Genomic DNA, 22,745 nt, shown 5'->3' on the forward strand with positions numbered 1-22,745 from the left:
CCCCCGACGGGATGCTCGGGAGCCTGTGCCGCGATGCTCAGCGATCGGCGTCCAGCGGCTCCAGATCCCCGTCCTGGTCCAGCTCGGAGTCCGGGCCGAGGTCGTCCTCCAGCTCGTCGTCGTCCGACTCGTCGTCGAAGACCGCGCTGACGTCGAAGCGGCAGACCACACGCTGCGGGTCGATCGCCTCGAAGGGGGCCTCCAGCCACTCGCCGGGGTCGGCCGGTTCGTCGGCGGCCGTGACCCAGAGTGTGGAGTCGCCCTCCTCCAGACCGAACTCCTTGTGCCGTGAGGCGATCTCGTCCGGCTCGAACTCGCCGAACAGGACACCGAGCGCCCCGTGCACCGTGCCGGACGCCGCGTCGAAGCCCGCGGCCGCGGTGGCCCCGTCCTCCTCCACGGCCTCCACCCGCTGGGCCTGTGCCAGCAGTCGCTGCGGCTCCACCACCGCGTAGTCGCGGCGGATCAGCACGCTCAGCGCGTTCGGCTCCTCGGGGCCGGCGTACGGCGGCAGCGTGTCATCGCTGCCGGGGATCTCGAAGGGAGTGACCTCGTCATATCGGTCGTAGAGCAGCTCGTCGTACTCCTCGGCCGCGGCGGCCAGCTCGTTGAACGCCTCGTATACGGCCGGGTCGTCATCGCCCGACCTGCGCTCGACCGCGGCCAGGTGGCGGTCGAGAGCGGTCTTGACAGCCTCGGCGGCGGCGCGTACCTCGGCAGCGGTGGGCTGCACAGCATCAGACATAGTGCAGACGCTATCCGTACAGGGCCTCTGCCCGCACAATAGATGCGATGCCGGAATACGAATTTGTCGACGTGTACGTGCCGCGCGGGGTGTCCCGCAAGGAGACGACACGCCTGCTGACGGACCATGCGGAGTACGGACACTGGGAGTTGGACCGCCTCAGCCTGCACCCCGACGGCAGCCGCAAGGTGCGGCTGCGCCGGCGGATCATCCGCCAGGTGCGTGCCACGTGGTGAGCGAAAGCGGCTGAAACGGAGCGGGCCCCGCCAGTGCGGGCCCGCTCCGGTCGCTTCGCCACAGGAGATGCCTGTGGCGAAGCGATCACCCCTGCCCCGGCCCCCCGTTCCAGGCCCGGACTTCTCCTCCCTGTCCTGCCGGTCTACGCGGCTGAGCGCGCCCGGCGGTAGAGCACGGCGCCCGCCAGCAGCGCGCCCGCGCCCGCCGGGATCACCGCGCCGATCGGCAGATCACTGCCGGTGTGGGCGAGCTGCGCCGGGGCGCTGTGCGGCTGGGAGACGTGCTGCGTCCCCGGGTGGTGGGGGTACGAGGTGGACGGCGCGCCCGGGGTTCCGGGGTGCGCGGGCGTACCGGGCTGTCCAGGCGTACCCGGGTGTCCGGGGTTCCCGGGCTGACCCGGATGACCGGGGTGTCCGGGCTGACCCGGGTGACCAGGCTGTCCCGGGTGACCGGGCTGACCCGGGTGACCAGGCTGACCAGGCTGACCCGGGTGACCGGGGTGACCGGGGTGACCAGGCTGACCCGGGTGACCGCCGCCGGGCGGATAGTGGATGTGGCCGCCGTGTCCGTTCGCGCAGTCGTTGCCCATCGCCGGGTTGCCGACTCCCACGACGTTCACGCTGTTGCCGCAGACGTTGACCGGCACGTCGATCGGCGCCTGGACGTGGTTGCCGGAGCCGACGCCCGGCGAGCCACTCGCGTGCCCACCGGCGTGGGAGCCGTCATGGCCGCCCCCGTGACCGCCGGCGGACGACCCACCGCCGCCGTGGTTGACGCACTTGTTGCCCATCGCCGGGTTGAGCAACCCCACGACGTTCACGGTGTTGCCGCAGACGTTGACCGGCACGTGCACCGGTGCCTGCACCGTGTTGCCCGACAGCACGCCGGGCGAGTTGAAACTGGCGCCGCTCGCACCCGAGTCGGCGTGTGCGTAGCCTCCGGTCGCGGCGAGTACGCCAGTCGCGGCCGCCACGGTCATCAGGCCCTTGCGGGTGACCTGTCGCATAGCTGAATTCCCTGCCTTGGTCCTTGGCTCGGACTCTCCGGAAAGCGCACGCATCCGTCCCGCGCGTGCGCCGATAGCGGGTCGGCCCCGGAGCGCATGGCGCACGCTCCGGGGCCGACGGGCTCAGACCCTCATGGGGTGAGGCACAACGTCAGTTGTTGATGCAGGTGTTGCCGAAGGCGGGGTTCAGCAGCCCGATCACGGAGACCGTGTTGCCGCAGACGTTCACCGGGACGTGAACCGGCACCTGGATGACGTTGCCGGAGATGACGCCCGGGGAGTGCACAGCGGCACCCTGGGCACCCGAGTCGGCGACAGCCAGGCCCGCACCCGCGAGAACCAGACCACCAGTGGCAGCCGCAGCAGCGACGACCTTCTTGATCATTATTCCTCCTTGTAGGCAAATGCGATCCCAAGTAGCGGATCACATCACCTGTAACGAGGAAGAAGTACTTGAGCTACGAGCTTATGGTCCCATTCACCCGTCCCGGGCGATCTCCGCACGTACGGGCGATTGCGGGCGTCAACACGTCATGACGCCTCGATGAAGCGGTCGAGCACACGGACGCCGAACTTCAGGGCATCCACCGGCACCCGCTCGTCGACCCCGTGGAACATGCCCGCGAAGTCCAGCTCCGGCGGCAGCTTGAGCGGGGCGAAGCCGAAGCAGCGGATGCCGAGGTCGGCGAAGGACTTGGCGTCGGTGCCGGCCGAGAGCATGTAGGGCACGGCGCGCGCGATCGGGTCCTCGGCGGACAGCGCGGTCTGCATGGCGTCGACCAGCGCCCCGTCGAAGGTGGTCTCCAGCGCCTTGTCCGCGTGCACGTCCTCACGCTTGACCCTCGGGCCGAGAATCCGGTCCAGGTCGGCGAGGAACTCCTCCTCGTACCCCGGCAGGTAACGCCCATCGACGTGCGCGGTCGCCTGCCCCGGAATCACGTTGACCTTGTATCCGGCACCGAGCTGGGTCGGGTTGGCGGTGTTCTGCAGGGAGGCGCCGATGAGCTTGGCGATACCGCCGAGCTTGGCGAGCGTCTCGTCCATGTTCTCCGGGTCGAGCTCGGTGCCGAGCGCGTCACCGAGCTCGTCGAGGAAGTGCCGCAGCGTCTTCGTCACCCGGACCGGGAACTTGTGCCGCCCGAGCCGCCCGACGGCCTCGGACAGCTCGGTGATCGCGTTGTCCTTGTGGATCATCGAACCGTGCCCGGCGGTGCCGTCCACGGTCAGCTTCATCCAGTGCATGCCCTTCTGGGCGGTCTCGACGAGGTACAGCCGCAGCTTCTCGTTGACCGTGAAGGAGAACCCGCCGACCTCGCCGACCGCCTCGGTCACGCCCTCGAAGAGGTCGGGGTGCTTGTCGACGAGGTGCCGCGCACCCCACGTACCACCGGCCTCCTCATCGGCGAGGAACGCGAGGACGATGTCACGCGGCGGCTTGCGCCCGCTGCGCAGCCGGTCCCGCACGACCGCCAGGGTCATGGCGTCCATGTCCTTCATGTCGACCGCGCCGCGGCCCCACACCATCCCGTCCGCGATCTCGCCGGAGAAGGGGTGGTGGGTCCAGTCCGCCGCGTTGGCCGGTACGACGTCGGTGTGGCCGTGGATGAGCAGCGCCGGGCGCGAGCGGTCCTCGCCCTCGATACGGGCCACGGTCGACGCGCGCCCCTTGTGCGACTCGAAGATCTGCGGCTCGAGCCCGACCTCGGCGAGCTTCTCGGCCACGTACTCCGCGGCCTTGCGCTCACCCGGTCCGGAGTGGTCCCCGTAGTTGCTGGTGTCGATCTGGATCAGCTCGCGACAGAGGTCCACGACCTCGTCCTCGCCAGAGACGCTCCTGGCCGTGTTCGACTCGCTCACGCTGCTTCCTCCCACTGTCACTGCTGGTGGTCCCCCCTCATCCTCTCCCTCACTCCCTCCTCACCCCAAGGCCGGACCCGGCCCGTCACACGCCGTTCACGCGGCGACGGGGTGTGACCGGGGGCCCTCGAAAGCCTGGTAATGTTTCCTCTGTCGCCGCGAGGGAAACCCCGCGCGACAGACACCTTGTCCGGGTGGCGGAATGGCAGACGCGCTAGCTTGAGGTGCTAGTGCCCTTTATCGGGCGTGGGGGTTCAAGTCCCCCCTCGGACACACAGAGGAGTAAGGGCCGCGACCATCAGGTCGCGGCCCTTACTCGTTGTACGCATCACGGGCCTCAACTCGGCGTGTTCACAGCGTTACGGACAGATGTGGGGCAGATCTCGTCAGGATGACATACCCCCATGTCAGAGCTCTGTCACCGCACCGGAATCAGTGGTTCCGGTGCCCTCGCACGGCCTCCTCGCATGGCTGATGACCAGGTACGCGACTAGCGTCGTACTAAAATTCAAGGCTTGTTTGGAGCTGGACCGGAATATCCCCAGGCATACCTGCGGGCCCACCAGCTCCCCGGACGCTCCGGGAACGACACGTGAGGACCCGATGGCAGCCCTCGAGCAAGGCCCCGCACTCGCGCTGTTCGACGAGGAGGTGCGCGCGGAGTTCGGCGACCCGGCGCGCTTCTCCGCCTCCGTCGCCGCCTCGCCGCGCACGCTGCTCGACATCCTCGACGCCACCGTCCGGGCCCACCCCGACGAGCCCGCCCTCGACGACGGCCACCGGGCCCTCACCTACCGCGCCCTCGCCGTCGAGGTCGAGGCCCTGCGGCGGCGGCTGAGCGACGCCGGGGTGGGCCTCGGCGACCGGGTCGGTGTCCGCGTCCCCTCCGGCACCAACGAGTTGTACGTCGCCGTCCTCGCCGTACTGGCCGCCGGCGCGGCCTATGTACCGGTGGACGCCGAGGACCCCGACGAGCGGGCCGAGCTGGTCTTCGGCGAGGCGGAGGTGCGGGCCGTCATCGGGGCCGGGCACCGGCTGACCGTCAACGGCACCTCCGAGGTGCCCGCCGCGCGGCCCGGTGTCGAGCACGACGCCTGGATCATCTTCACCTCCGGGTCCACGGGCAAGCCCAAGGGCGTGGCCGTCAGTCACCGCAGCGCCGCCGCGTTCGTCGACGCCGAGGCGGAGCTGTTCCTCACCGAGGACCCGATCGGGCCCGGTGACCGGGTCATGGCGGGCCTGTCCGTCGCCTTCGACGCCTCCTGCGAGGAGATGTGGCTGGCCTGGCGGTACGGCGCCTGTCTGGTGCCGGTGCCGCGCTCCCAGGTGCGCAGCGGCGCCGACCTGGGGCCCTGGCTGGTCGAGCAGGAGATCAGCGTCGTCTCGACCGTGCCGACGCTCGCCGCGCTCTGGGAGCCGGAGACCCTCAATGACGTACGGCTGCTGATCTTCGGCGGTGAGGCCTGCCCGCCCGAGCTGGTCCAGCGGCTGGTGACCGAGGGCCGCGAGGTGTGGAACACCTACGGGCCCACCGAGGCGACCGTCGTCGCCTGCGCCTCCCTGATGACCGGCGAGGAGCCGATCCGGATCGGGCTGCCGCTGAACGGCTGGGAGCTGGCCGTGGTCGACGAGGCCGGCGAGCCCGTGGCGATGGGCGACAGCGGTCAGCTCGTGATCGGCGGGGTCGGGCTCGCCCGGTATCTCGACGCCGAGAAGGACGCGGAGAAGTACGCGCCGCTGAAGTCGCTCGGCTGGGAGCGGGCGTACCGCAGCGGTGACCTCGTCAAGGCGGAGCCGCAGGGGCTGATCTTCCTCGGGCGGGCCGACGAGCAGATCAAGCTCGGCGGGCGCCGCATCGAGCTCGGCGAGGTCGACGCGGCGCTCCAGGCGCTCCCCGGTGTGGCGAGCGCCGCGGCCGCCGTCCGGACCGCCCGCAGCGGCAACCAGCTGCTCGTCGGCTATGTCGTGACCCAGGAGGGCTGGGACCAGGCCGCCGCTGTCGAGAAGCTGCGCGCCGAACTGCCCGCGGCCCTCGTCCCGTTGCTCGCCCCGGTCGCGGACCTGCCGACCCGCACCTCGGGCAAGGTCGACCGGGGCGCGCTTCCCTGGCCCCTGGAGGGCCTGGAGACCGGCGGTGCGAAGGAACAGCTCTACGGCACCGAGGCCTGGCTCGCCGAGCAGTGGAGCGAGGTCCTCGGCATCCCGGTCGGCAGCGGGTCCGACGACTTCTTCGCGATCGGCGGTGGCAGCCTCGCCGCCGCCCAGCTCACCACCCGGCTGCGCACCCGCTATCCCAGCGCCGCCGTGCTCGACATCTACCAGCAGCCCGTCCTGCGCAAGCTGGCCCGGCACCTGGAGAAGTCCGCGCAGGACGACGGTGCCGAACGGGTCATCGCCCCGGTGCCGCTGCGCGCCAAGGTGACCCAGCTGTTCCTGCTGATACCCCTGTTCACACTGATGGGGCTGCGCTGGACCGTGGCGCTGGCCGCGCTCGGGAACGTACTGCACTGGTTCGGTCCCTACCCCTGGGCGCCGAGCGCCCCGTGGTGGCTCGTCGGTGCCGGGGCGGTCGTGCTCTACAGCCCGCCTGGGCGGCTCGCGATCGCGGCGGGCGGGGCGCGGCTGCTGCTGCGCCGGGTGAAGCCCGGGCGCTACCCGCGCGGCGGAAGCGTGCACCTGCGGCTGTGGACCGCCGAGCGGCTGGCCGAGTTCAGTGGCGCGGTCTCGCTGACCGGGTCCTGGCTGGAGCGGTACGCGCGTGCCCTGGGCGCCAAGGTCGGCACGGACGTCGATCTGCACTCGCTGCCGCCGGTGACCGGCATGCTCAAGCTGGGCCGGGGTGCCGCCGTCGAGTCCGAGGTGGACCTGTCGGGGTACTGGCTGGACGGGGACCGGCTGGAGATCGGGCAGATCAAGGTCGGCGCCGGTGCGGTGGTCGGGACGCGCAGCATCCTCTTCCCGGGCGCGCGCGTCGGCAAGCGGGCAGAGGTGGCGCCGGGCTCGGCGGTCGCCGGGCAGATTCCCACCGGGCAGCGCTGGGCCGGAGCGCCCGCCGGCAAGCTCGGCAAGGCGAAGCGCGCCTGGCCCAAGGAGCGTCCGCGCCGGGGCACGTACTGGCGGGCGATGTACGGCGCGACCGGTTTCGCGCTGACCGCGCTGCCCGTCCTTTCGGCCGTCGCCGCGCTTGTGGTGGCTCATCTGTTCGTGAGCGCGGACGCCGGGCTCGGTGCGGCCCTGCGCGGCGCGGCGCTCGCGCTGGTCCCGGCCACGCTCGCCTTCGGGCTCGCGTACGCGTTGCTGCTCCTGGTCGGTGTACGTCTGCTCAGCCTGGGTCTGCGTGAAGGCACCTACCCGACGCACAGCCGGATCGGCTGGCAGGCCTGGACCGTCACGCAGTTGATGGACCGCTCGCGCGACACGCTGTTCCCGCTGTACGCCGGGCTGATCACGCCGGTGTGGCTGCGGCTGCTCGGTATGAAGATCGGCCGGGGTGCCGAGGTCTCCACCGTTCTCGCGCTGCCGAGCCTCACCACCGTGGGCGAAGGCGCCTTCCTCGCCGACGACACCCTGACCGCGCCCTACGAGCTGGGCGGCGGCTGGATGCGGATCGGGCGTGCCGAGATCGGCCGCCGGGCCTTCCTGGGCAACTCCGGGATGACGGCTCCGGGTCGCAGCGTGCCGGACGGCGGGCTGGTCGGGGTGCTGTCGGCGACCCCGAAGAAGGCGAAGAAGGGCAGCTCGTACCTGGGGCTGCCGCCGGTGAAGCTGCCGCGCTCGACGCAGGACGGCGATCAGAGCCGTACCTACGACCCGCCCGCGCGGCTGCTGTGGGCGCGGGCGCTCGTGGAGCTGTGCCGGATCGTGCCGGTGTTCTGTTCGGCGGCGCTGGCGGTGCTGACCGTCGCCGCGCTGAGCGCGCTGGGCGTCTGGGCGCCGCTGCTGGCCGGGATCGTGTTCCTGGGCGTCGGTGTGCTCGCCTGCCTGACGTCCATCGTGGCGAAGTGGCTGCTGGTCGGCCGGCACCGGGCGGGCGAGCACCCGCTGTGGAGCGGTTTCGTGTGGCGCAACGAGCTGGCGGACACCTTCGTCGAGGTCGTCGCCGTGCCGTGGCTGGCCGGATCCGTACCGGGTACGCCGCTCATGACCGCGTGGCTGCGCGGCCTCGGCGCCCGTATCGGCAAGGGCGCATGGATCGAGAGTTACTGGCTACCCGAGACGGACCTGGTGACCCTGGAGGACGCGACCACGGTCAACCGGGGCTGTGTCCTGCAGACCCACCTCTTCCACGACCGGATCTTGCGGACGGATACTGTTGTCCTCCGTGAGGGCGCCACTCTGGGCCCGGGCGGAATCGTCCTTCCCGGCAGCACAGTCGGGGCGCGCAGCACGCTGGGACCCGCGTCGCTCGTCATGGCGGCTGAATCCGTCCCCGACGACACCCGCTGGCTGGGCAACCCGATCGAGGCATGGCGTTCCTAGGCGCGGCCCGTACGGCGTCCGGGGACGGTGCACCGGCACGTCGTACGAGCACAGCGCAGGGAGCAGACGCAAGCGTGAGCGTTCAGCAGACAGTGGGTTCGGACCCGTACTTCCCGGCCAACGGTGATCCCCGTTACCGGGTGCACCGGTATGAGCTCGCGCTGGACTATCGCCCCGGCCCCAACCGGCTGTCCGGCACCGCGCGGCTCAACGCCATAGCGGGCCGGGCTCCGCTCGCCGAGTTCCAGCTGAACCTGGCCGACTTCCGGATCGGCCGGGTCCGGGTCGACGGCAAGGCACCGCACTACACGCACCGGGGCGGCCGGCTGCGCATCCGCCCGCCGAAGCCGATACGGGCCGGGGCCGCGTTCACCGTGGAGGTGCACTGGTCGGGCAACCCCAAGCCGGTCGCCAGCCCCTGGGGCGAGCTCGGCTGGGAGGAGCTGGAGGACGGGGCGCTGGTGGCGAGTCAGCCGATCGGCGCGCCCTCCTGGTACCCGTGCAACGACCGCCCCGCCGACAAGGCCTCGTACCAGATCTCGATCACGACGCCGTCGGCGTACTCGGTGGTGGCGGGCGGCCGGCTGCTCACCCGCACGACGAAGGCGTCGACGACCACCTGGGTGTACGAGCAGGCGGCGCCGACCTCCAGCTATCTGGTCGGGATGTCGATCGGGAAGTACCAGACGGTGCTGCTCGGCGACCCCGGGCTCGGTGGCGTACCGCAGACGGGGCATCTGCCCGCGCACCTGCTCGGCGCATTCTCCCGGGACTTCGCGCGGCAGCCCGCGATGATGGAGCTGTTCGAGCAGATCTTCGGGCCGTATCCGTTCGGCGAGTACGCCGTCGTGGTGACCGAGGAGGAGCTCGATGTCCCCGTCGAGGCACAGGGGTTGTCACTGTTCGGCGCCAACCACGTGGACGGGGCGCGGGGTTCGGAGCGGCTGGTCGCGCACGAGCTGGCGCACCAGTGGTTCGGCAACAGCGTGTCCATCGCGGACTGGCGGCACATCTGGCTGAACGAGGGCTTCGCGAAGTACGCCGAGTGGCTGTGGTCGGAGCGGTCGGGAGGCCGTACGGCTCAGCAGCTGGCCGCTCTCGCGCACCGCAAGCTGTCCGGGCAGCCGAAGGATCTGGTGCTGGCCGACCCGGGCCGCAAGCTGATGTTCGACGACCGGCTCTACGAGCGCGGCGGGCTCACCCTGCACGCGCTGCGCTGCGCGATGGGCGACGACGCCTTCTTCCGCATGCTGCGCGGCTGGGCCGCCCTGCACCGGGGCGGCGCGGTCACCACGGCGGTGTTCACCGCGCATGCCGCCCGGTACTCGGCCGAGCCGCTGGACGACCTGTTCGGGGCCTGGCTGCGTACGGCGAAGCTGCCGCCGCTGCCCACCCTGGCCGCACCGGTCGCGCCGTTGCCGGCCCGCCCGACGTACCCGCCGACCAACGCCGACTCGGCGTAGGGCCCTCCGGGCTGGGAGAGAATGGCGGTCATGACCAGTCGTAGCTGCCCGTGCGGGCTGCCCGAGCCGTACGCGCGGTGCTGTGGGCGCTTCCACCGCGGTGAGGCGCTCGCGCCGACCGCGGAGCGTCTGATGCGGTCGCGGTACTGCGCCTTCGTCAAGGAGGACGAGGGGTACCTGCTGCGGACCTGGCATCCGCGGACGCGCCCGACGCGGGTCGACTTCGATCCGGGGATGCGGTGGACGGGTCTGGAGATCCTCGGCACGGGGCAGGGGTCGGCCTTCCACTCCGTGGGGACCGTGACCTTCCGGGCCTCCTACCGGGGCGGTTCGCTGCACGAGCGGAGCCGGTTCGAGCGGGTCGACGGAGCCTGGGTGTACGTGGACGGCGACTTCCTGGAGTAGGACGCCTACGGCGCGAGGATGTCCAGTTCCTGGAGCGCCCCGACCGTGATCTGGCGGGTGAGTTCCTCGGCGCGGGACGCGTCGCCCGCGCGGACCGCCTCCGCGACCTGGACGTGCAGGGTGACGGCGGCCGGGTCGGGGTCCTCGAACATCACCTCGTGGTGGGTGCGGCCCGCGAGGACCTCGGCGACCACGTCACCGAGGCGGGCGAACATGTCGTTGCCGGAGGCGTTGAGGATCACCCGGTGGAAGGCCATGTCGTGGACGAGGTACTCCTCCAGCTTGTGGCCGCGTGAGTTGGCCACCATGCCGAGGGCGCACTCGGTGAGCTCCGCGCACTGCGCGGCGGTGGCGTGCCGGGCGGAAAGGCCCGCGGCGATCGGTTCCACGGCGGAGCGCAGCACCGTGAGCGAACGCAACTGGTGGGGGCGGTCGGCGCCGGCCAGCCGCCAGCGGATGACCTGAGGGTCGAACACGTTCCATTCCGCCTTGGGGCGGACCGTGACGCCGACGCGGCGGCGGGACTCGACCAGGTACATGGACTCCAGCACCCTGACCGCCTCACGCATCACGGAGCGTGACACCTCGAAGCGCTGCGCGAGCTCGTCGGTGCGCAGCACGCTTCCCGGCGGGTACTCGCCCGCCGTGATCGCCGGCCCGAGGGATTCCAGTACATGTCCGTGCAGCCCCCGGCCCCGTGTGGTCATGGGGTCAGCGTACGAGGCGGAGCCCTGGAACAAAAAGTCAGACTTATATGTCACACACTCTTGAATTCGTCGTACCTAATGAGTTTCAGTGTCGTCGACATCAGATGTCGACGAAGACAGTGAGAGCACGATGCAGCAAGTGCGCACCCCCCATGTCGTCGTGGTCATGGGCGTCGCAGGTACCGGCAAGACCACCATTGGTCCCCTGCTTGCGGCCCGGCTCGGCGTTCCGTACGCCGAGGGCGACGACTTCCACCCGCCGGCCAACATCGCCAAGATGACGGCCGGAACCCCGCTGACGGACGACGACCGCTGGCCGTGGCTGGACGCCATCGGCCGTTGGGCGCACGACCGGCACGGGCTCGGCGGAGTGGTCAGCAGTTCCGCGCTCAAGCGCAGCTATCGCGACCGACTGCGGGCCGAGGCGCCCGGGGTCGTCTTCGTCCATCTGACCGGTGACCGCGCGCTCATCGAGGACCGGATGTCGCACCGCCAGGGGCATTTCATGCCGACGGCGCTGCTGGACTCGCAGTTCGCCACCCTCCAGCCGCTGGAAGCGGACGAGGCGGGTGTCTCCGTGGACGTCTCCGGCGACCCCGGGGAGATCACCGAACGGGCCGTGGCCGCACTCCAGGGGCTTGCCCAGCCCTCGCTCTAACACCTTCCCCACGTACGTTTCTCAAGCAAGGGACCACCGTGACCAGACTCAGCGTCGAGATGCTGGCAGCGGACGCCGTCGAGCCGATCACCTCGGCGGGCCATGCTCAGTTGGGCATCGCCGTGCTGGCGGGCATCGCCGTCATCGTCCTGCTCATCACCCAGTTCAAGCTGCACGCATTCCTGGCCCTGACCATCGGCTCGCTCGCCCTCGGCGCCTTCGCCGGGGCTCCGCTCGACAAGACCATCTCCAGCTTCACCACCGGCCTCGGCGCCACCGTCGCCGGTGTGGGCGTCCTGATCGCGCTCGGCGCGATCCTCGGCAAACTCCTCGCCGACTCCGGCGGCGCCGACCAGATCGTCGACACCATCCTCGCCAAGGCCGGCGGGCGCGCCATGCCCTGGGCGATGGTGCTGATCGCCTCGGTGATCGGTCTGCCGCTGTTCTTCGAGGTCGGCATCGTGCTGCTGATCCCGGTCGTGCTGATGGTCGCCAAGCGCGGCAACTACTCCCTGATGCGCATCGGCATCCCGGCGCTGGCCGGCCTGTCCGTGATGCACGGCCTGATCCCGCCGCACCCCGGCCCGCTCGTCGCCATCGACGCGGTCAAGGCCAACCTGGGCATCACGCTCGCGCTGGGCGTCCTGGTCGCCATCCCGACGGTGATCATCGCGGGCCCGGTCTTCTCCCGCTACGCGGCCCGTTGGGTCGACGTCCCGGCCCCCGACCGCATGATCCCCACCCGCGCCTCCGAAGAACTCGACAAGCGTCCCGGCTTCGGTGCCACCCTCGCCACCATGCTGCTGCCGGTCGTCCTCATGCTGTCCAAGGCACTGGTCGACATCATCGTGGACGACCCCACCCACATGGTGCAGCGCGTCTTCGACGTCGTCGGCTCCCCGCTGATCGCCCTGCTCGCCGCCGTCATCGTCGGCATGTTCACCCTGGGCCGCGCGGCCGGCTTCACCAAGGACCGCATCTCCACCACCGTCGAGAAGTCCCTGGCCCCCATCGCGGGCATCCTGCTGATCGTGGGCGCGGGCGGCGGCTTCAAGCAGACCCTGATCGACTCCGGGGTGGGCCAGATGATCCTGGACATCTCCAAGGACTGGTCGATCCCCGCGCTGCTGCTCGCCTGGCTGATCGCGGTGGCCATCCGTCTCGCGACCGGCTCCGCGACCGTCGCCACCATCTCGGCGGCCGGTCTGGTCGCGCCCCTCGCGGCCGACATGTCGACCGCGCACACCTCGCTCCTGGTCCTCGCGATCGGCGCCGGCTCGCTCTTCTTCAGCCATGTCAACGACGCCGGCTTCTGGCTGGTCAAGGAGTACTTCGGCCTCAGCGTCGGCCAAACCGTCAAGACCTGGTCCGTCATGGAGACGATCATCTCGGTGGTGGCGGGCGGGCTGATCCTGCTGCTGTCGCTGGTCATCTAGGGGTACGAGGATGAGAGACGGGAGTACGGGGATGAGTCACCCTCTGTTCGACATCAGTGGTCGCAGGGCCCTGGTCACCGGCTCCAGCCGGGGCATCGGGTTCGCGCTGGCCCGCGGGCTCCTGGAGGCGGGCTGCACGGTCGTCCTCAACGGGCGGGACGCCGACCGGCTCACCCAAGCCGCCTCGGAGCTGCCCGGCGACGTCCACACCGCGGTCTTCGACGTCACGGACGGCCCCTCGGTGGCCGCCGGAATAGCGGACGTCGAGGACCGGGTGGGCCCGCTCGACATCCTCGTCAACAACGCGGGCATGCAACTGCGGGCCCCGCTCCTGGAGTTCACGGACACCGACTGGCACCGGATCCTGAACACCAACCTGACCAGCGCGTTCCTGGTCGGCCGCGAGGCGGCACGGCGGATGACGGAACGCGGCCACGGCAAGATCGTCAACATCTGCTCGTTGCAGAGCGAGGTCGTCCGTCCGGGCATCGCCCCGTACGCGGCCACCAAGGGCGCGCTGAAGATGCTCACCAAGGGCATGTGCGCGGACTGGGGGCAGTACGGGGTGCAGGTGAACGGGCTCGGCCCCGGTTACATCGAGACGGAGCTGACCCAGCCCCTCGTCGAGGACGAGGAGTTCAGCGCCTGGGTGCGGCGGCGCACCCCGGCCGGGCGGTGGGGCCGTACGCAGGACCTGGTCGGCGGGGTGCTCTTCCTCGCCTCGCCCGCGGCGGACTTCGTGAGCGGGCAGGTGCTGTACGTCGACGGCGGTATGACGAGTGTGCTGTGAAGCGGACCGCGCGGTGAGCGCGGTGAAAGGGGCCTGACGATGCTCGGCTGTGTGATTCACGGGCAGGGTGACCTGCGGGTCGACGAACTGCCGGTCCCGTCCGCCGGGCCCGGCGAGGCACTCGTCGCCGTCCGGTACGGCGGGGTGTGCGGGTCCGACCTCCACTACTGGCGGCACGGCGGCGTCGGGGACTTCCGGCTGCGGGAGCCGATGGTGCTGGGCCACGAGGTCGTGGGGACGGTGCTGTCGTACGGCGACGGGGCCACCGGTCCCGCGCCGGGTACGGCCGTGGTCGTGCACCCGGCGACCCCGTGCGGGGTGTGCCCCGAGTGCGCCGACGGACGGGCGAACGTCTGCCGGGACACCCGCTACCTGGGCAGCGCGGCGCGCACCCCGCATGTGCAGGGTGGGTTCGCCGCCCAAGTGGTGGTGCCCGCCCGGCAGTTGAGGGAGGTGCCCGCGGGGCTCCCGCTGCGGCGGGCGGCGCTCGCCGAGCCGCTCTCGGTGGCGCTGCACGCCGTCCGGCGGGCCGGTGCGGTGAAGGACCGGCATGTCCTGGTGACGGGGGCCGGGCCCATCGGCTGCCTGGTGGTGGCCGCCGCGAAGGCCGCGGGCGCGGCCCGGGTGACCGTGACGGACCTGCTGCCGCAGGCGCTGTCGTACGCCGTCGCGGCGGGCGCGGACGCGGTCGTACGGGCCGACGATCCCGCCGATCCCGGGTGGCCGACGGAGGTCGACGTGGCCGTCGAGGCGTCCGGGGTGGCCGCGGGCCTCGACACCTGCCTGCGCCTGGTACGGCGTGGCGGGGTCGTCGTCCAGCTCGGCATGCTGCCGCCGGGACAGAGCCCGTTCGCGGGGAACCTGGTGGTGAGCCGGGAGATCGAGCTGCGGGGCGCGTTCCGCTTCGACGAGGAGTTCGACGACGCGCTGGCCCTGCTCGCGGCCGAGCCCCGCTTCGACTCCCTGGTCAGCGCGGTGGTCCCGCTCGGTGCGGCGGAGTCGGCGTTCACCCTGGCCGCGGACCGCGGCCGCTCGTGCAAGGTGCTGCTGGACTTCGAGGTCGAGCAGGGCTAAGCGGTGTGCCGGGGGCCGCAGCAGTCCCCCGGCACACCCGACGGGCCCTAGGGCCGCCAGAGGGGATGCTCCCGCTCCGCCCACTCCCGGCTCACCGAGCCCGTGCGCAGGCCGCGGCGGGCCTCCGGGTCGCCGAGGGCCATGCCGATGTGGCCCGCGAGGACGACGCCGATCGTGAGCGCCAGCCAGTCGTGGACGAAGGTCGCCGAGGTGCGCCACATCAGGGGGGCGAGGTGGGTGAACCACATCAGCAGCCCCGTGGCGAGCATGACCAGGGTCGCGCCGGCGATCCAGGCGGCGTAGGTCTTCTGGCCCGCGTTGAACTTGGCCGCCGGACGGGAGGAGGGGCGCCGGTCCCGTCGTAGCGCCGCGCGCAGCCACGTACGGTCGTGCGGGCCCCAGCGGTTGAGGCGGCCCAGGTCCGCGCGGAAGGCGCGGGAGACCAGGCCCGCCAGGACCGGTACCGGCAGCATCAGGCCCGCCCACTCGTGGATCCTGACCACCAGCTCACGGCGGCCGACGAGCTCGGCGAACATCGGGAGGTACAGACAGGCCGCCGTCGCCACGCAGATCCCCATCAGCAGGGCGGTCACGCGGTGCACCCAGCGCTCGGCGCGGCTGAAGCGCCGTACGCGCGGCGCGGGCGCGGCGAGGGTGGGGGTGTCGTCAACTCGTGGGTGCATCGTCGCGTCCGTTCGAGCGGCCGACCCACGCGTCCACGTCGTAGCCACGGTCCTCCCAGTACCCGGGACGGACGTCCTCGGTGACGGTGATGCCGGAGAGCCACTTGGCGGACTTGTAGAAGTACATGGGGGCGACGTAGAGGCGGACCGGGCCGCCGTGGTTGTGGCCGAGTGGCTTGTCCTGCATGCGGTGGGCCACCAGGATGTCGGGGCGCCGGGCCTGCTGGAGCGTGAGGCTCTCGGTGTACGCCCCGTCGAAGCAGGTGAAGCGGATCGCGCGGCCCTTGGCCTTGACCCCGGCGGCGTCCAGGAGATGGGACAGCCGTACGCCCTCGAAGGGGGTGCCGGGCACCCGCCAGCCGGTGACGCACTGGACGTCGTGCACGATCCGGGTCTGCGGCAGGGCCTTGAGGTCGGCCAGCGTGTAGCTGCGGGGGTGGTCGACCAGGCCGTCGATGGTGAGGCGGTAGTTCGACGCGTCCTTGTTCGGGACGGAGGAGGTCACCGAGTAGTAGCGGAATCCGCCGCCGTTGGGGAGCAGGCCGCTCAGTCCGGTGGGGTCGTCGGCGAAGAGGGACTCCAGGCCGCGCTGAAGGGTGGGCGCGGCCAGCACGCCGAGGGCGCCGAGTCCGAGCGTGCCGAGCAGGAGCCGGCGGCCGACGGGCGTGCCGGAGGCTTCCGGGTCTTCCGGCGGGCGGTCCCGGGGCCGGTCCGGTCCCTGCCGGGGGGGCTGTTCAGGGGTCACACACCCATACGAGCACCCGCGACCCCCTTGAGGCCAGCGGCAGCGGGTGCTCGTCAGACTTCCGTAACCACTTCTCACACGCTTCTCAGAACGGGTGCTCCTGACCGGGCCGCCGGATCAGGGTGTGGACTCCGCCGCCTTGTCCAGCTGGAACGCCTCGTTGCCCAGGCCGATACGGGCGTGTGCCTCGGGTTTGCGGGAGCGCAGTACCAGGCCCTGCACCAGGCCGACGACCAGAGCGGCCGCGATCAGGGCGGGCAGCAGCCAGCTGAGCGCGGAGTCCGGACCGGCCCCGACCAGGATGTCGAAGTCCTTGACCGTGTAGCCCGCGATCACGAGGAGGGCGACGGCCGCGATCGCCGAGGTGGCCAGGCGCCAGGCCTGGGCGCGGGCGGCGCCGCGGCGGGCGAAGAAGACGATCACGGAGAGCGAGGCCGCGGCCATCAGCAGGATGACGCCGAGCGCGCCGACGTTGCCGGCCCAGGTGAACAGGTGCAGCACGGGCGCGGTCGGGTCACCGGTGGGCTTGTCGTCGGTCACGGCGAACGCGATCAGCACGATCACGGAGACGCCGGTCTGCAGCAGCGAGCCGGTGCCGGGCGCGCCGCTGGTGCCGGTGGTCCGGCCGAAGGCGGAGGGCAGCAGTCCTTCGCGGCCCATGGCGAAGGCGTACCGCGCGACGACGTTGTGGAAGCTGAGCAGGGCCGCGAACATGCCGGTCACGAAGAGGACGTGCAGGATGTCGGTGAAGGTGCCGCCGAGGCGCGACTCGGTGAGGAAGAACAGCAGTCCGGCGCTCTGCTTCCGCGACGCCCCGACGATCCCGGAGGGGCCCGCGGCGACGGTCAGCGCCCAGGAGCTGAGCGCGAAGAAGACGGCGACGAAGCCGATCGCCAGGAACATCACGCGCGGGACGAGGATGTGCGGGCGGCTGGTCTCCTCGGCGTACACCGGTGCCTGTTCGAAGCCGGTGAAGGCGGCGATGCAGAAGCACAGCGCGGTGCCGACGCCCGCCCCGGTGAGTGTGTCCGGGTTGAAGGCGTGCAGGGAGAGGCCCTCCTTGGCGGGGTCGGCGACGGCGGCGATGTCGAAGATGACGACGAGCGCCACCTCGACGACCAGGAGGACGCCGAGTACACGCGCGTTGACGTCGATCTTCAGCCAGGAGAGCGCGCCGACGGCGAGGACGGCGATCAGCGCCGGTATCCACCAGGCGACTTCGACGTCGGCGTAGGTGGCGAACAGCCCGGAGACCTCGAAGCCGAAGATGCCGTAGATACCGAACTGCAGCGCGCTGTAGGCGACGAGCGCGACCGCGGCGGCGCCGGCGCCGGCGGTGCCGCCGAGACCGCGGGCGACGTAGGCGTAGAAGGCGCCCGCGTTGTGGACGTGGCGGCTCATCTCGGCGTACCCGACGCTGAAGAGCACCAGCACCACGCCGAGGATGACGAAGAGCAGCGGCTCTCCGACGATGCCCATCACCGCGAATGTGGTGGGCATGACACCCGCGACCACCATGAGGGGGGCGGTCGCCGCGAGGACGGAGAGCAGCAGACCTCCCGTGCCGAGCCGGCCCGCGTGCAGAGCGCGGTCCTGGCCCTTGAAGGTGCTGATGGCGCCACCGGTCGTGGCGGGTCTACCCGTGTTCGAACTGCTCGAGGTGCTCGAACTGCCCGTCGTCATCGCGGGGCCGTCCTTTCGGGTTTCTCGACTTCTTGTGGGTGGGGTCACACCGTGCCGAGGGCGCTGTCGCGGGCGGCACGGAAGGCTTGGTACGGGTCGCGCTCCGGGTACGACCACGGCACCGGGGTGGCGTGCGGGCCGATGCGGTGGAACAGGGCGGCGGCCTCGGCGCCCCGGCCCTCGCAGAACTTGGCGTGGGCGAGGAAGTTGAGGTCGAGGTACCGGCGGGGGTGGTCCTCGCGCTCCCACTCCAGCCACCAGTCGAAGGCGGCCTTCATCACCTGACGGGCCCGGCGTCCGACCCAGTGCCCGGAGGCGGCCGGGTCGGTGGACTCGCTGCCTGCGCCGGCCAGCACGCGATAGCGCTCGGCGTGCGCGACGACGGGCAGCATCGCCAGCGGAGAGTCGGCGGGCGCCTGTTCGGCCGCCCAGTTCGCGAAGTCGTAGACCTCGTGGAGGGGGTCCTGGCCGGCCTCGGCGCGGCGCTCGGCGAGCCGGGCGACCATCAGGTGGTGGGCGTGGTGGTGCTCGGGATAACGGTGGCGCACCTCGTCGAAGAGCCGGACCACGTCGCCCTCGCTGCCGCGCGAACGCTCCAGTATCAGCAGGCCGAGCCAGGGGGTCGGGTCGGCCGGCGCGAGCGCGGCGGCGGCGTCGCAGGCCTCGCGGGCCCGCTCCGGGCGGTCCTTGCCGTGCAGGGCGCGCTGGACGGTGGCGCAGGCGAGGAGTACGGCGGCGTCGGCGGACTCGGGTTCCGCGAGCTGCCAGTCACGGGCCCAGGCGAGGGCGGCGGGCTCCTGGGCGAGAACGGTGACGCGGTGTCCGCGGCGGTCCCAGTCGTCGCCGGTGGCGGCGAGCAGCGCGCGGACCGCGGTCCATCGTCCCTGGGCCAACGAGGTGCGCGCGGCGACGAGTTCGACGTCGTCGAGCGCGGCGTCGAAGGCGTGGACCGCGCGTTTGCGGCCACGGCCGAGGGGAGGAGGGGGTGGCGGGGGTGGCGACACCGCGGGGGTTCCTCACAGACGCGGCTGGTCAAGGGGTGATCACGCACAGCAAACCCTTGGCTGAGGGTTTACGTCAAGGCCGGATTGATCCGCCGAACGATTCAACTTCCCATGAATGGCGCAGAGTTGATGTTCCCCCCGCACGCTGTCCGGGACGGGAACCGGCTGGTGGGACAGCTCTTTCCGGGGGCGGGCTCGACTCCCCGCGGGGGCCGAGCCGCGCCCGGACCCCGATTCCCCGGAGTCCGGTCACGGCTGAAACCCGACCTCGCGACGGCCCCCTGCGCGGGTCAGCCCACCGCCTCGGCGGCCGCCCGGCCCGCTGTGCGGCCGGAGAAGAGGCAGCCCCCGAGGAAGGTGCCCTCCAGGGAGCGGTAGCCGTGGACTCCGCCGCCGCCGAAGCCGGCGGCCTCGCCGGCCGCGTACACACCGGAGAGCGGGTCGCCGCCCTCCGTCAGTACGCGCGAGGAGAGGTCGGTCTCCAGGCCGCCCAGGCTCTTGCGGGTGAGGATGTGGAGACGGACGGCGATGAGCGGGCCCGCCTTGGGGTCGAGGATGCGGTGCGGGGTGGCCGTACGGATCAGCTTGTCCCCGAGGTAGTTGCGGGCGCCGCGGATCGACATCACCTGGAGGTCCTTGGTGAACGGGTTCGCGATCTCCCGGTCACGCGCGACGATCTCGCGGCGCAGCGCGGCCTCGTCGATCAGCGGCTCCTTGGTGAGGGCGTTCATGCCGCGTACCAGGGCGCCCAGATCCTTCTCGACGACGAAGTCCGCGCCGTTGTCCATGAACGCCTTGACGGGGCCCGGCACGTCGGCGCGCGCCCGTCCGATGACGTCCCTGATCGACTTGCCGGTCAGATCCGGGTTCTGTTCCGAGCCGGAGAGCGCGAACTCCTTGCCGATGATCTTCTGGTCGAGCACGAACCACGTGTACTCGTATCCGGTCTTCATGATGTGTTCGAGCGTGCCGAGGGTGTCGAAGCCCGGGAAGAGCGGCACCGGGAGCCGGTTCCCGCGGGCGTCCAGCCAGAGGGAGGACGGGCCCGGCAGGATGCGGATGCCGTGGTTCTCCCAGATGGGGTTCCAGTTCTGGATGCCCTCGGTGTAGTGCCACATGCGGTCGCGGTTGATGAGATGCGCGCCCGTCTCCTCGGCGATCGCGAGCATCTTGCCGTCGACGTGCGCGGGGACGCCCGCGACCATCTTCTCGGGCGCAGTACCGAGCCGCTCGGGCCAGTTCGCGCGGACCAGGTCGTGGTTGCCGCCGATGCCGCCCGAGGTGACGATCACCGCCTGCGCCTTGAGCTCGAACGCCCCGGCGACGGTACGGCTGCTGGCCTGCCCGCGCGCTGCGCCCGACGGCTCCAGGATCTCGCCGGTGACCGTGTCGACGGTGCCCGCGCTGCGGGACAGCCCGGTCACTCGGTGGCGGAACCTGAGCTGGACGAGCCCCCGGGCGACCCCGGCGCGCACCCGCCGCTCGAAGGGCGCGACCACCCCGGGCCCGGTCCCCCACGTGATGTGGAAGCGCGGCACGGAGTTCCCGTGGCCGTTGGCGTCGTAGCCGCCGCGCTCCGCCCAGCCGACCACCGGGAAGAAGCGGACCCCCTGCTGGTGCAGCCAGGACCGCTTCTCACCGGCCGCGAAGTCCACGTACGCCTCGGCCCAGCGGCGCGGCCAGTGGTCCTCGGCCCGGTCGAAGCCGGCCGTGCCCATCCAGTCCTGGAGGGCGAGCGCGTGAGTGTCCTTGATCCGCATCCGGCGCTGCTCGGGAGAGTTCACGAAGAAGAGTCCGCCGAAGGACCAGTGGGCCTGGCCGCCTATCGACTGTTCCGGCTCCTGGTCGAGGAGAATCACCTTGCGGCCCGCGTCGACGAGCTCCGCGGTCGCGGCGAGCCCCGCGAGGCCCGCTCCGATCACGATCACATCTGCGTCGTAGGCCATGGGCCCGTCCTCTCGGCCTGCCGTCCGTTTCCGGTCGGCTTCTGTCGGCTTCGTCACGAGCCGGCGGCATCGTCGTTGGTTGATGAGACAGTGGTACGGAAGACATCTGGCATCGGCACCGGTCGAGCAGGCACGGCCGCCGCTCGACCAGCCGTTGTCACTGATCGGCCAGATCCTTCGGCAAGAGGAGTGACCGAGTCAACTGCCCGGTTCCGGCTTCTCCCGTGGGCAGGGCCCGGTCGATGGCACTACAGTCGGCGGAAATACGCGCGCGTGACCCGCTCAGACTCCCGATGTTTCGAGGTACCCAGCGTGTCGGTTCTCGTTCTGATCCTCTCGGTGAGCGCGGCCTGCTGTCTGGGCTTCGGTTTCGTGCTCCAGCAGAACGCCGCCTCGCACGCCCCGCTGAGCGACTTCCTCTCCCCGCGCCTGCTGCTCGACCTCATCCGGGTGCCCCGATGGCTGGGCGGCATCGGGCTCATGGTGTGCGGCATGATCCTCGGCGCGGTCGCCCTGGGCAAGGGCGAGATCTCCCAGGTGGAACCCCTCCTCGCGACCAACCTGCTCTTCGCGCTCGCGCTCACCCGCCATCAGACCAAGCACCCGCTGGGCCGCCAGGGCTGGGCGGGCCTCGTCCTGCTCGCGGGCGGGGTCACGGCGTTCATCGTGGCGGGCCAGCCCAAGGGCGGCGACTCGGTCACCGATCCACTGCGCCACTGGCTGATCATCGGGATCATGATCGGGCTCGCGCTGCTGCTCACCACCTACGCCAAGCGCTCCCGGCTGAGCGCGGCGCCCGTCCTGCTCGCGCTGGCCGCGGGGCTCCTGTACGGCGTGCAGGACGCGCTCACCCGGGTCAGCGGGGAGCGGTTCGGAGCCGGCAGCTGGAGTGAGCTGCTGACCGGCTGGCAGCCGTACGGAGTACTGGTGCTCGGGGTGACGGGCCTTGTGCTGGTGCAGAGCGCCTTCGAGACGGCGGAGCTGCGGATGTCACTGCCCGCGCTCACCGCCGCCCAGCCGCTGGCCGGAATCGTGTGCGGCGTGGGCTTCCTCGGGGACAAGCTGCACACGGACGTGGGGGCACTCGCCTGGGAAGCGGCGGGGCTCGCGGCGATCGTGGCGGGAATCGTCCTGCTGGGCATGCACCCCGCGATGCCGTCGGGCACCACCAAGACCGAGTCGGTACGGGACCTCCAGCCGCATTGAGGGCGCCCGACGGCGCCGGCCGCACGCACGGTGCGCACCGCGCCCGGCGCCGGCGGCTGCTTGGATGGGGCCATGAGCGCCGCTGACGAGATCCTCGACATCGTGGACGAGAACGACGTGGTCATCGGGCAGTCCCCGCGCGGCGAGGCGTACGCGCGCGGTCTTCGCCACCGCTGCGTGTTCATCCAGGCCCGGGACGCCCGGGGCCGGCTCTTCGTCCACCGCCGCACGCCCACCAAGCTCGTCTTCCCCTCCCTGTACGACATGTTCGTCGGCGGGGTCGTGGGCGCGGGCGAATCCTACGACTCCGCGGCCCTGCGCGAGGCCGAGGAGGAACTCGGGGTCTGCGGGCTCCCTGGGCCCGTCCCCCTCTTCAAGTTCCTCTACGACAACGGCTCCGGCCAGACCTGGTGGTCGGCCGTCTACGAGGTCCGCTGCGAGCTCCCGGTGAACCCCCAGACGGAGGAGGTCGCCTGGCACGACTTCCTCACCGAGGAGGAGGTGGAGCGGCGCCTGACGGACTGGACGTGGGTACCGGACGGCCTGGCGGCGTACGAGCGCCTGAAGGACTACCGGGCGACGGGCACCGACTGAGCCCCCGCCGGGCCCCGGTAGGGTCGA

General features: G+C 71.3%; 20 protein-coding genes and 1 tRNA gene. 11 read left to right on the forward strand and 10 right to left on the reverse strand.

Annotation, left to right across the window (positions count from 1 at the left end):
- Positions 1-37: 37 nt before the first annotated feature.
- Entirely contained in the window at positions 38-745 is a 708-nt protein-coding gene (locus tag ACFZDJ_RS21920; RefSeq protein WP_390934074.1) for a hypothetical protein, read from the reverse strand.
- Between the two features lie 47 nt (positions 746-792).
- Between ACFZDJ_RS21920 and ACFZDJ_RS21925 the strand changes: the two genes are divergently transcribed.
- Positions 793-981, forward strand: a complete 189-nt coding sequence (locus ACFZDJ_RS21925) for a DUF5703 family protein (protein WP_054231126.1) — start codon at positions 793-795, stop codon at positions 979-981.
- Between the two features lie 143 nt (positions 982-1,124).
- On the opposite strand, the gene ACFZDJ_RS21930 is transcribed toward ACFZDJ_RS21925, so the two are convergent.
- The 3 genes from ACFZDJ_RS21930 to ACFZDJ_RS21940 form a co-directional block, all read right to left on the reverse strand.
- The gene (locus tag ACFZDJ_RS21930) at positions 1,125-1,988 is read right to left on the reverse strand and encodes a chaplin family protein (RefSeq protein WP_391060852.1); all 864 of its coding nucleotides are present in this window, start codon (positions 1,986-1,988) and stop codon (positions 1,125-1,127) included.
- Positions 1,989-2,139: 151 nt separating this feature from the next.
- On the reverse strand, positions 2,140-2,373 hold the full coding sequence (chpH, locus tag ACFZDJ_RS21935) for a chaplin ChpH (RefSeq protein ID WP_099940520.1): 234 nt from the start codon (positions 2,371-2,373) through the stop codon (positions 2,140-2,142).
- 146 nt (positions 2,374-2,519) lie between these two features.
- A complete protein-coding gene (locus ACFZDJ_RS21940) occupies positions 2,520-3,845 on the reverse strand; it encodes a M20/M25/M40 family metallo-hydrolase (RefSeq protein WP_384906316.1) in 1,326 nt (441 codons plus the stop codon).
- A 188-nt stretch (positions 3,846-4,033) separates the two neighbouring features.
- Here ACFZDJ_RS21940 and ACFZDJ_RS21945 point away from each other — a divergent pair.
- The 4 genes from ACFZDJ_RS21945 (at position 4,034) to ACFZDJ_RS21960 (ending at position 10,192) form a co-directional block, all read left to right on the forward strand.
- A tRNA-Leu gene (locus tag ACFZDJ_RS21945) sits at positions 4,034-4,118 on the forward strand.
- A 330-nt stretch (positions 4,119-4,448) separates the two neighbouring features.
- On the forward strand, positions 4,449-8,324 hold the full coding sequence (locus ACFZDJ_RS21950; RefSeq protein ID WP_391060854.1) for a Pls/PosA family non-ribosomal peptide synthetase: 3,876 nt from the start codon (positions 4,449-4,451) through the stop codon (positions 8,322-8,324).
- Positions 8,325-8,398: 74 nt separating this feature from the next.
- On the forward strand, positions 8,399-9,787 hold the full coding sequence (locus ACFZDJ_RS21955; RefSeq protein ID WP_384906318.1) for a M1 family metallopeptidase: 1,389 nt from the start codon (positions 8,399-8,401) through the stop codon (positions 9,785-9,787).
- A 30-nt stretch (positions 9,788-9,817) separates the two neighbouring features.
- A complete protein-coding gene (locus tag ACFZDJ_RS21960; RefSeq protein WP_391060856.1) occupies positions 9,818-10,192 on the forward strand; it encodes a YchJ family metal-binding protein in 375 nt (124 codons plus the stop codon).
- A 5-nt stretch (positions 10,193-10,197) separates the two neighbouring features.
- Here ACFZDJ_RS21960 and ACFZDJ_RS21965 read toward each other — a convergent pair whose 3' ends face one another.
- Complete coding sequence (locus tag ACFZDJ_RS21965; RefSeq protein ID WP_168507596.1) at positions 10,198-10,899, reverse strand: FadR/GntR family transcriptional regulator; 702 nt, start codon at positions 10,897-10,899, stop codon at positions 10,198-10,200.
- A gap of 130 nt (positions 10,900-11,029) precedes the next feature.
- Here ACFZDJ_RS21965 and ACFZDJ_RS21970 point away from each other — a divergent pair, with 130 nt between their 5' ends.
- Genes ACFZDJ_RS21970 through ACFZDJ_RS21985 form a run of 4 tightly spaced genes read left to right on the forward strand, consistent with a single transcriptional unit; the run spans position 11,030 to position 14,857 of the window.
- Positions 11,030-11,557: a gluconokinase gene (locus ACFZDJ_RS21970; protein WP_384906320.1), complete on the forward strand. Its 528-nt coding sequence runs from the start codon at positions 11,030-11,032 to the stop codon at positions 11,555-11,557.
- A 38-nt stretch (positions 11,558-11,595) separates the two neighbouring features.
- Positions 11,596-12,993 (forward strand): gluconate:H+ symporter, encoded by a 1,398-nt coding sequence (locus tag ACFZDJ_RS21975; RefSeq protein WP_390934069.1) that lies wholly within the window; start codon positions 11,596-11,598, stop codon positions 12,991-12,993.
- Between the two features lie 31 nt (positions 12,994-13,024).
- Positions 13,025-13,783 (forward strand): SDR family oxidoreductase, encoded by a 759-nt coding sequence (locus ACFZDJ_RS21980; RefSeq protein ID WP_390934068.1) that lies wholly within the window; start codon positions 13,025-13,027, stop codon positions 13,781-13,783.
- A 39-nt stretch (positions 13,784-13,822) separates the two neighbouring features.
- Positions 13,823-14,857: an alcohol dehydrogenase catalytic domain-containing protein gene (locus ACFZDJ_RS21985; RefSeq protein ID WP_391060859.1), complete on the forward strand. Its 1,035-nt coding sequence runs from the start codon at positions 13,823-13,825 to the stop codon at positions 14,855-14,857.
- 47 nt (positions 14,858-14,904) lie between these two features.
- Here the strand turns inward: ACFZDJ_RS21985 and ACFZDJ_RS21990 are convergent, their stop codons facing one another.
- From ACFZDJ_RS21990 to ACFZDJ_RS22010, 5 genes are all read right to left on the reverse strand, one after another.
- A complete protein-coding gene (locus tag ACFZDJ_RS21990; protein WP_384906323.1) occupies positions 14,905-15,540 on the reverse strand; it encodes a cytochrome b/b6 domain-containing protein in 636 nt (211 codons plus the stop codon).
- Entirely contained in the window at positions 15,524-16,285 is a 762-nt protein-coding gene (locus ACFZDJ_RS21995) for a molybdopterin-dependent oxidoreductase (protein ID WP_391060861.1), read from the reverse strand. The genes ACFZDJ_RS21990 and ACFZDJ_RS21995 overlap by 17 nt, the downstream gene beginning before the upstream one ends.
- A 117-nt stretch (positions 16,286-16,402) precedes the next feature.
- On the reverse strand, positions 16,403-17,968 hold the full coding sequence (locus ACFZDJ_RS22000; RefSeq protein WP_391060863.1) for an amino acid permease: 1,566 nt from the start codon (positions 17,966-17,968) through the stop codon (positions 16,403-16,405).
- A 44-nt stretch (positions 17,969-18,012) separates the two neighbouring features.
- Positions 18,013-18,972: a hypothetical protein gene (locus tag ACFZDJ_RS22005; protein WP_390934062.1), complete on the reverse strand. Its 960-nt coding sequence runs from the start codon at positions 18,970-18,972 to the stop codon at positions 18,013-18,015.
- Between the two features lie 290 nt (positions 18,973-19,262).
- Positions 19,263-20,918 carry an FAD-binding dehydrogenase gene (locus ACFZDJ_RS22010; RefSeq protein WP_391060865.1) on the reverse strand — a complete coding sequence of 552 codons (1,656 nt, stop codon included), beginning with the start codon at positions 20,916-20,918 and terminating at the stop codon, positions 19,263-19,265.
- A gap of 312 nt (positions 20,919-21,230) precedes the next feature.
- Between ACFZDJ_RS22010 and ACFZDJ_RS22015 the strand changes: the two genes are divergently transcribed.
- Entirely contained in the window at positions 21,231-22,124 is an 894-nt protein-coding gene (locus tag ACFZDJ_RS22015; RefSeq protein ID WP_390934060.1) for a DMT family transporter, read from the forward strand.
- Positions 22,125-22,196: 72 nt separating this feature from the next.
- Complete coding sequence (locus ACFZDJ_RS22020) at positions 22,197-22,718, forward strand: NUDIX hydrolase (RefSeq protein ID WP_384906328.1); 522 nt, start codon at positions 22,197-22,199, stop codon at positions 22,716-22,718.
- The last annotated feature ends 27 nt before the right edge of the window (positions 22,719-22,745 follow it).

This window comes from Streptomyces sp. NPDC007896 (genome assembly GCF_042959425.1).
In the GTDB taxonomy this organism is placed as follows: domain Bacteria; phylum Actinomycetota; class Actinomycetes; order Streptomycetales; family Streptomycetaceae; genus Streptomyces.

Coding starts and splice junctions, on each gene's coding strand:
- ACFZDJ_RS21980 (WP_390934068.1), top strand. CDS start 13,025: ATGAGTCACCCTCTGTTCGACATCAGTGGTCGCAGGGCCCTGGTCACC.
- chpH (WP_099940520.1), bottom strand. CDS start 2,373: ATGATCAAGAAGGTCGTCGCTGCTGCGGCTGCCACTGGTGGTCTGGTT.
- ACFZDJ_RS21965 (WP_168507596.1), bottom strand. CDS start 10,899: ATGACCACACGGGGCCGGGGGCTGCACGGACATGTACTGGAATCCCTC.
- ACFZDJ_RS21970 (WP_384906320.1), top strand. CDS start 11,030: ATGCAGCAAGTGCGCACCCCCCATGTCGTCGTGGTCATGGGCGTCGCA.
- ACFZDJ_RS21950 (WP_391060854.1), top strand. CDS start 4,449: ATGGCAGCCCTCGAGCAAGGCCCCGCACTCGCGCTGTTCGACGAGGAG.
- ACFZDJ_RS21960 (WP_391060856.1), top strand. CDS start 9,818: ATGACCAGTCGTAGCTGCCCGTGCGGGCTGCCCGAGCCGTACGCGCGG.
- ACFZDJ_RS21930 (WP_391060852.1), bottom strand. CDS start 1,988: ATGCGACAGGTCACCCGCAAGGGCCTGATGACCGTGGCGGCCGCGACT.
- ACFZDJ_RS21920 (WP_390934074.1), bottom strand. CDS start 745: ATGTCTGATGCTGTGCAGCCCACCGCTGCCGAGGTACGCGCCGCCGCC.
- ACFZDJ_RS21985 (WP_391060859.1), top strand. CDS start 13,823: ATGCTCGGCTGTGTGATTCACGGGCAGGGTGACCTGCGGGTCGACGAA.
- ACFZDJ_RS22010 (WP_391060865.1), bottom strand. CDS start 20,918: ATGGCCTACGACGCAGATGTGATCGTGATCGGAGCGGGCCTCGCGGGG.
- ACFZDJ_RS22000 (WP_391060863.1), bottom strand. CDS start 17,968: ATGACGACGGGCAGTTCGAGCACCTCGAGCAGTTCGAACACGGGTAGA.
- ACFZDJ_RS22020 (WP_384906328.1), top strand. CDS start 22,197: ATGAGCGCCGCTGACGAGATCCTCGACATCGTGGACGAGAACGACGTG.
- ACFZDJ_RS21990 (WP_384906323.1), bottom strand. CDS start 15,540: ATGCACCCACGAGTTGACGACACCCCCACCCTCGCCGCGCCCGCGCCG.
- ACFZDJ_RS21925 (WP_054231126.1), top strand. CDS start 793: ATGCCGGAATACGAATTTGTCGACGTGTACGTGCCGCGCGGGGTGTCC.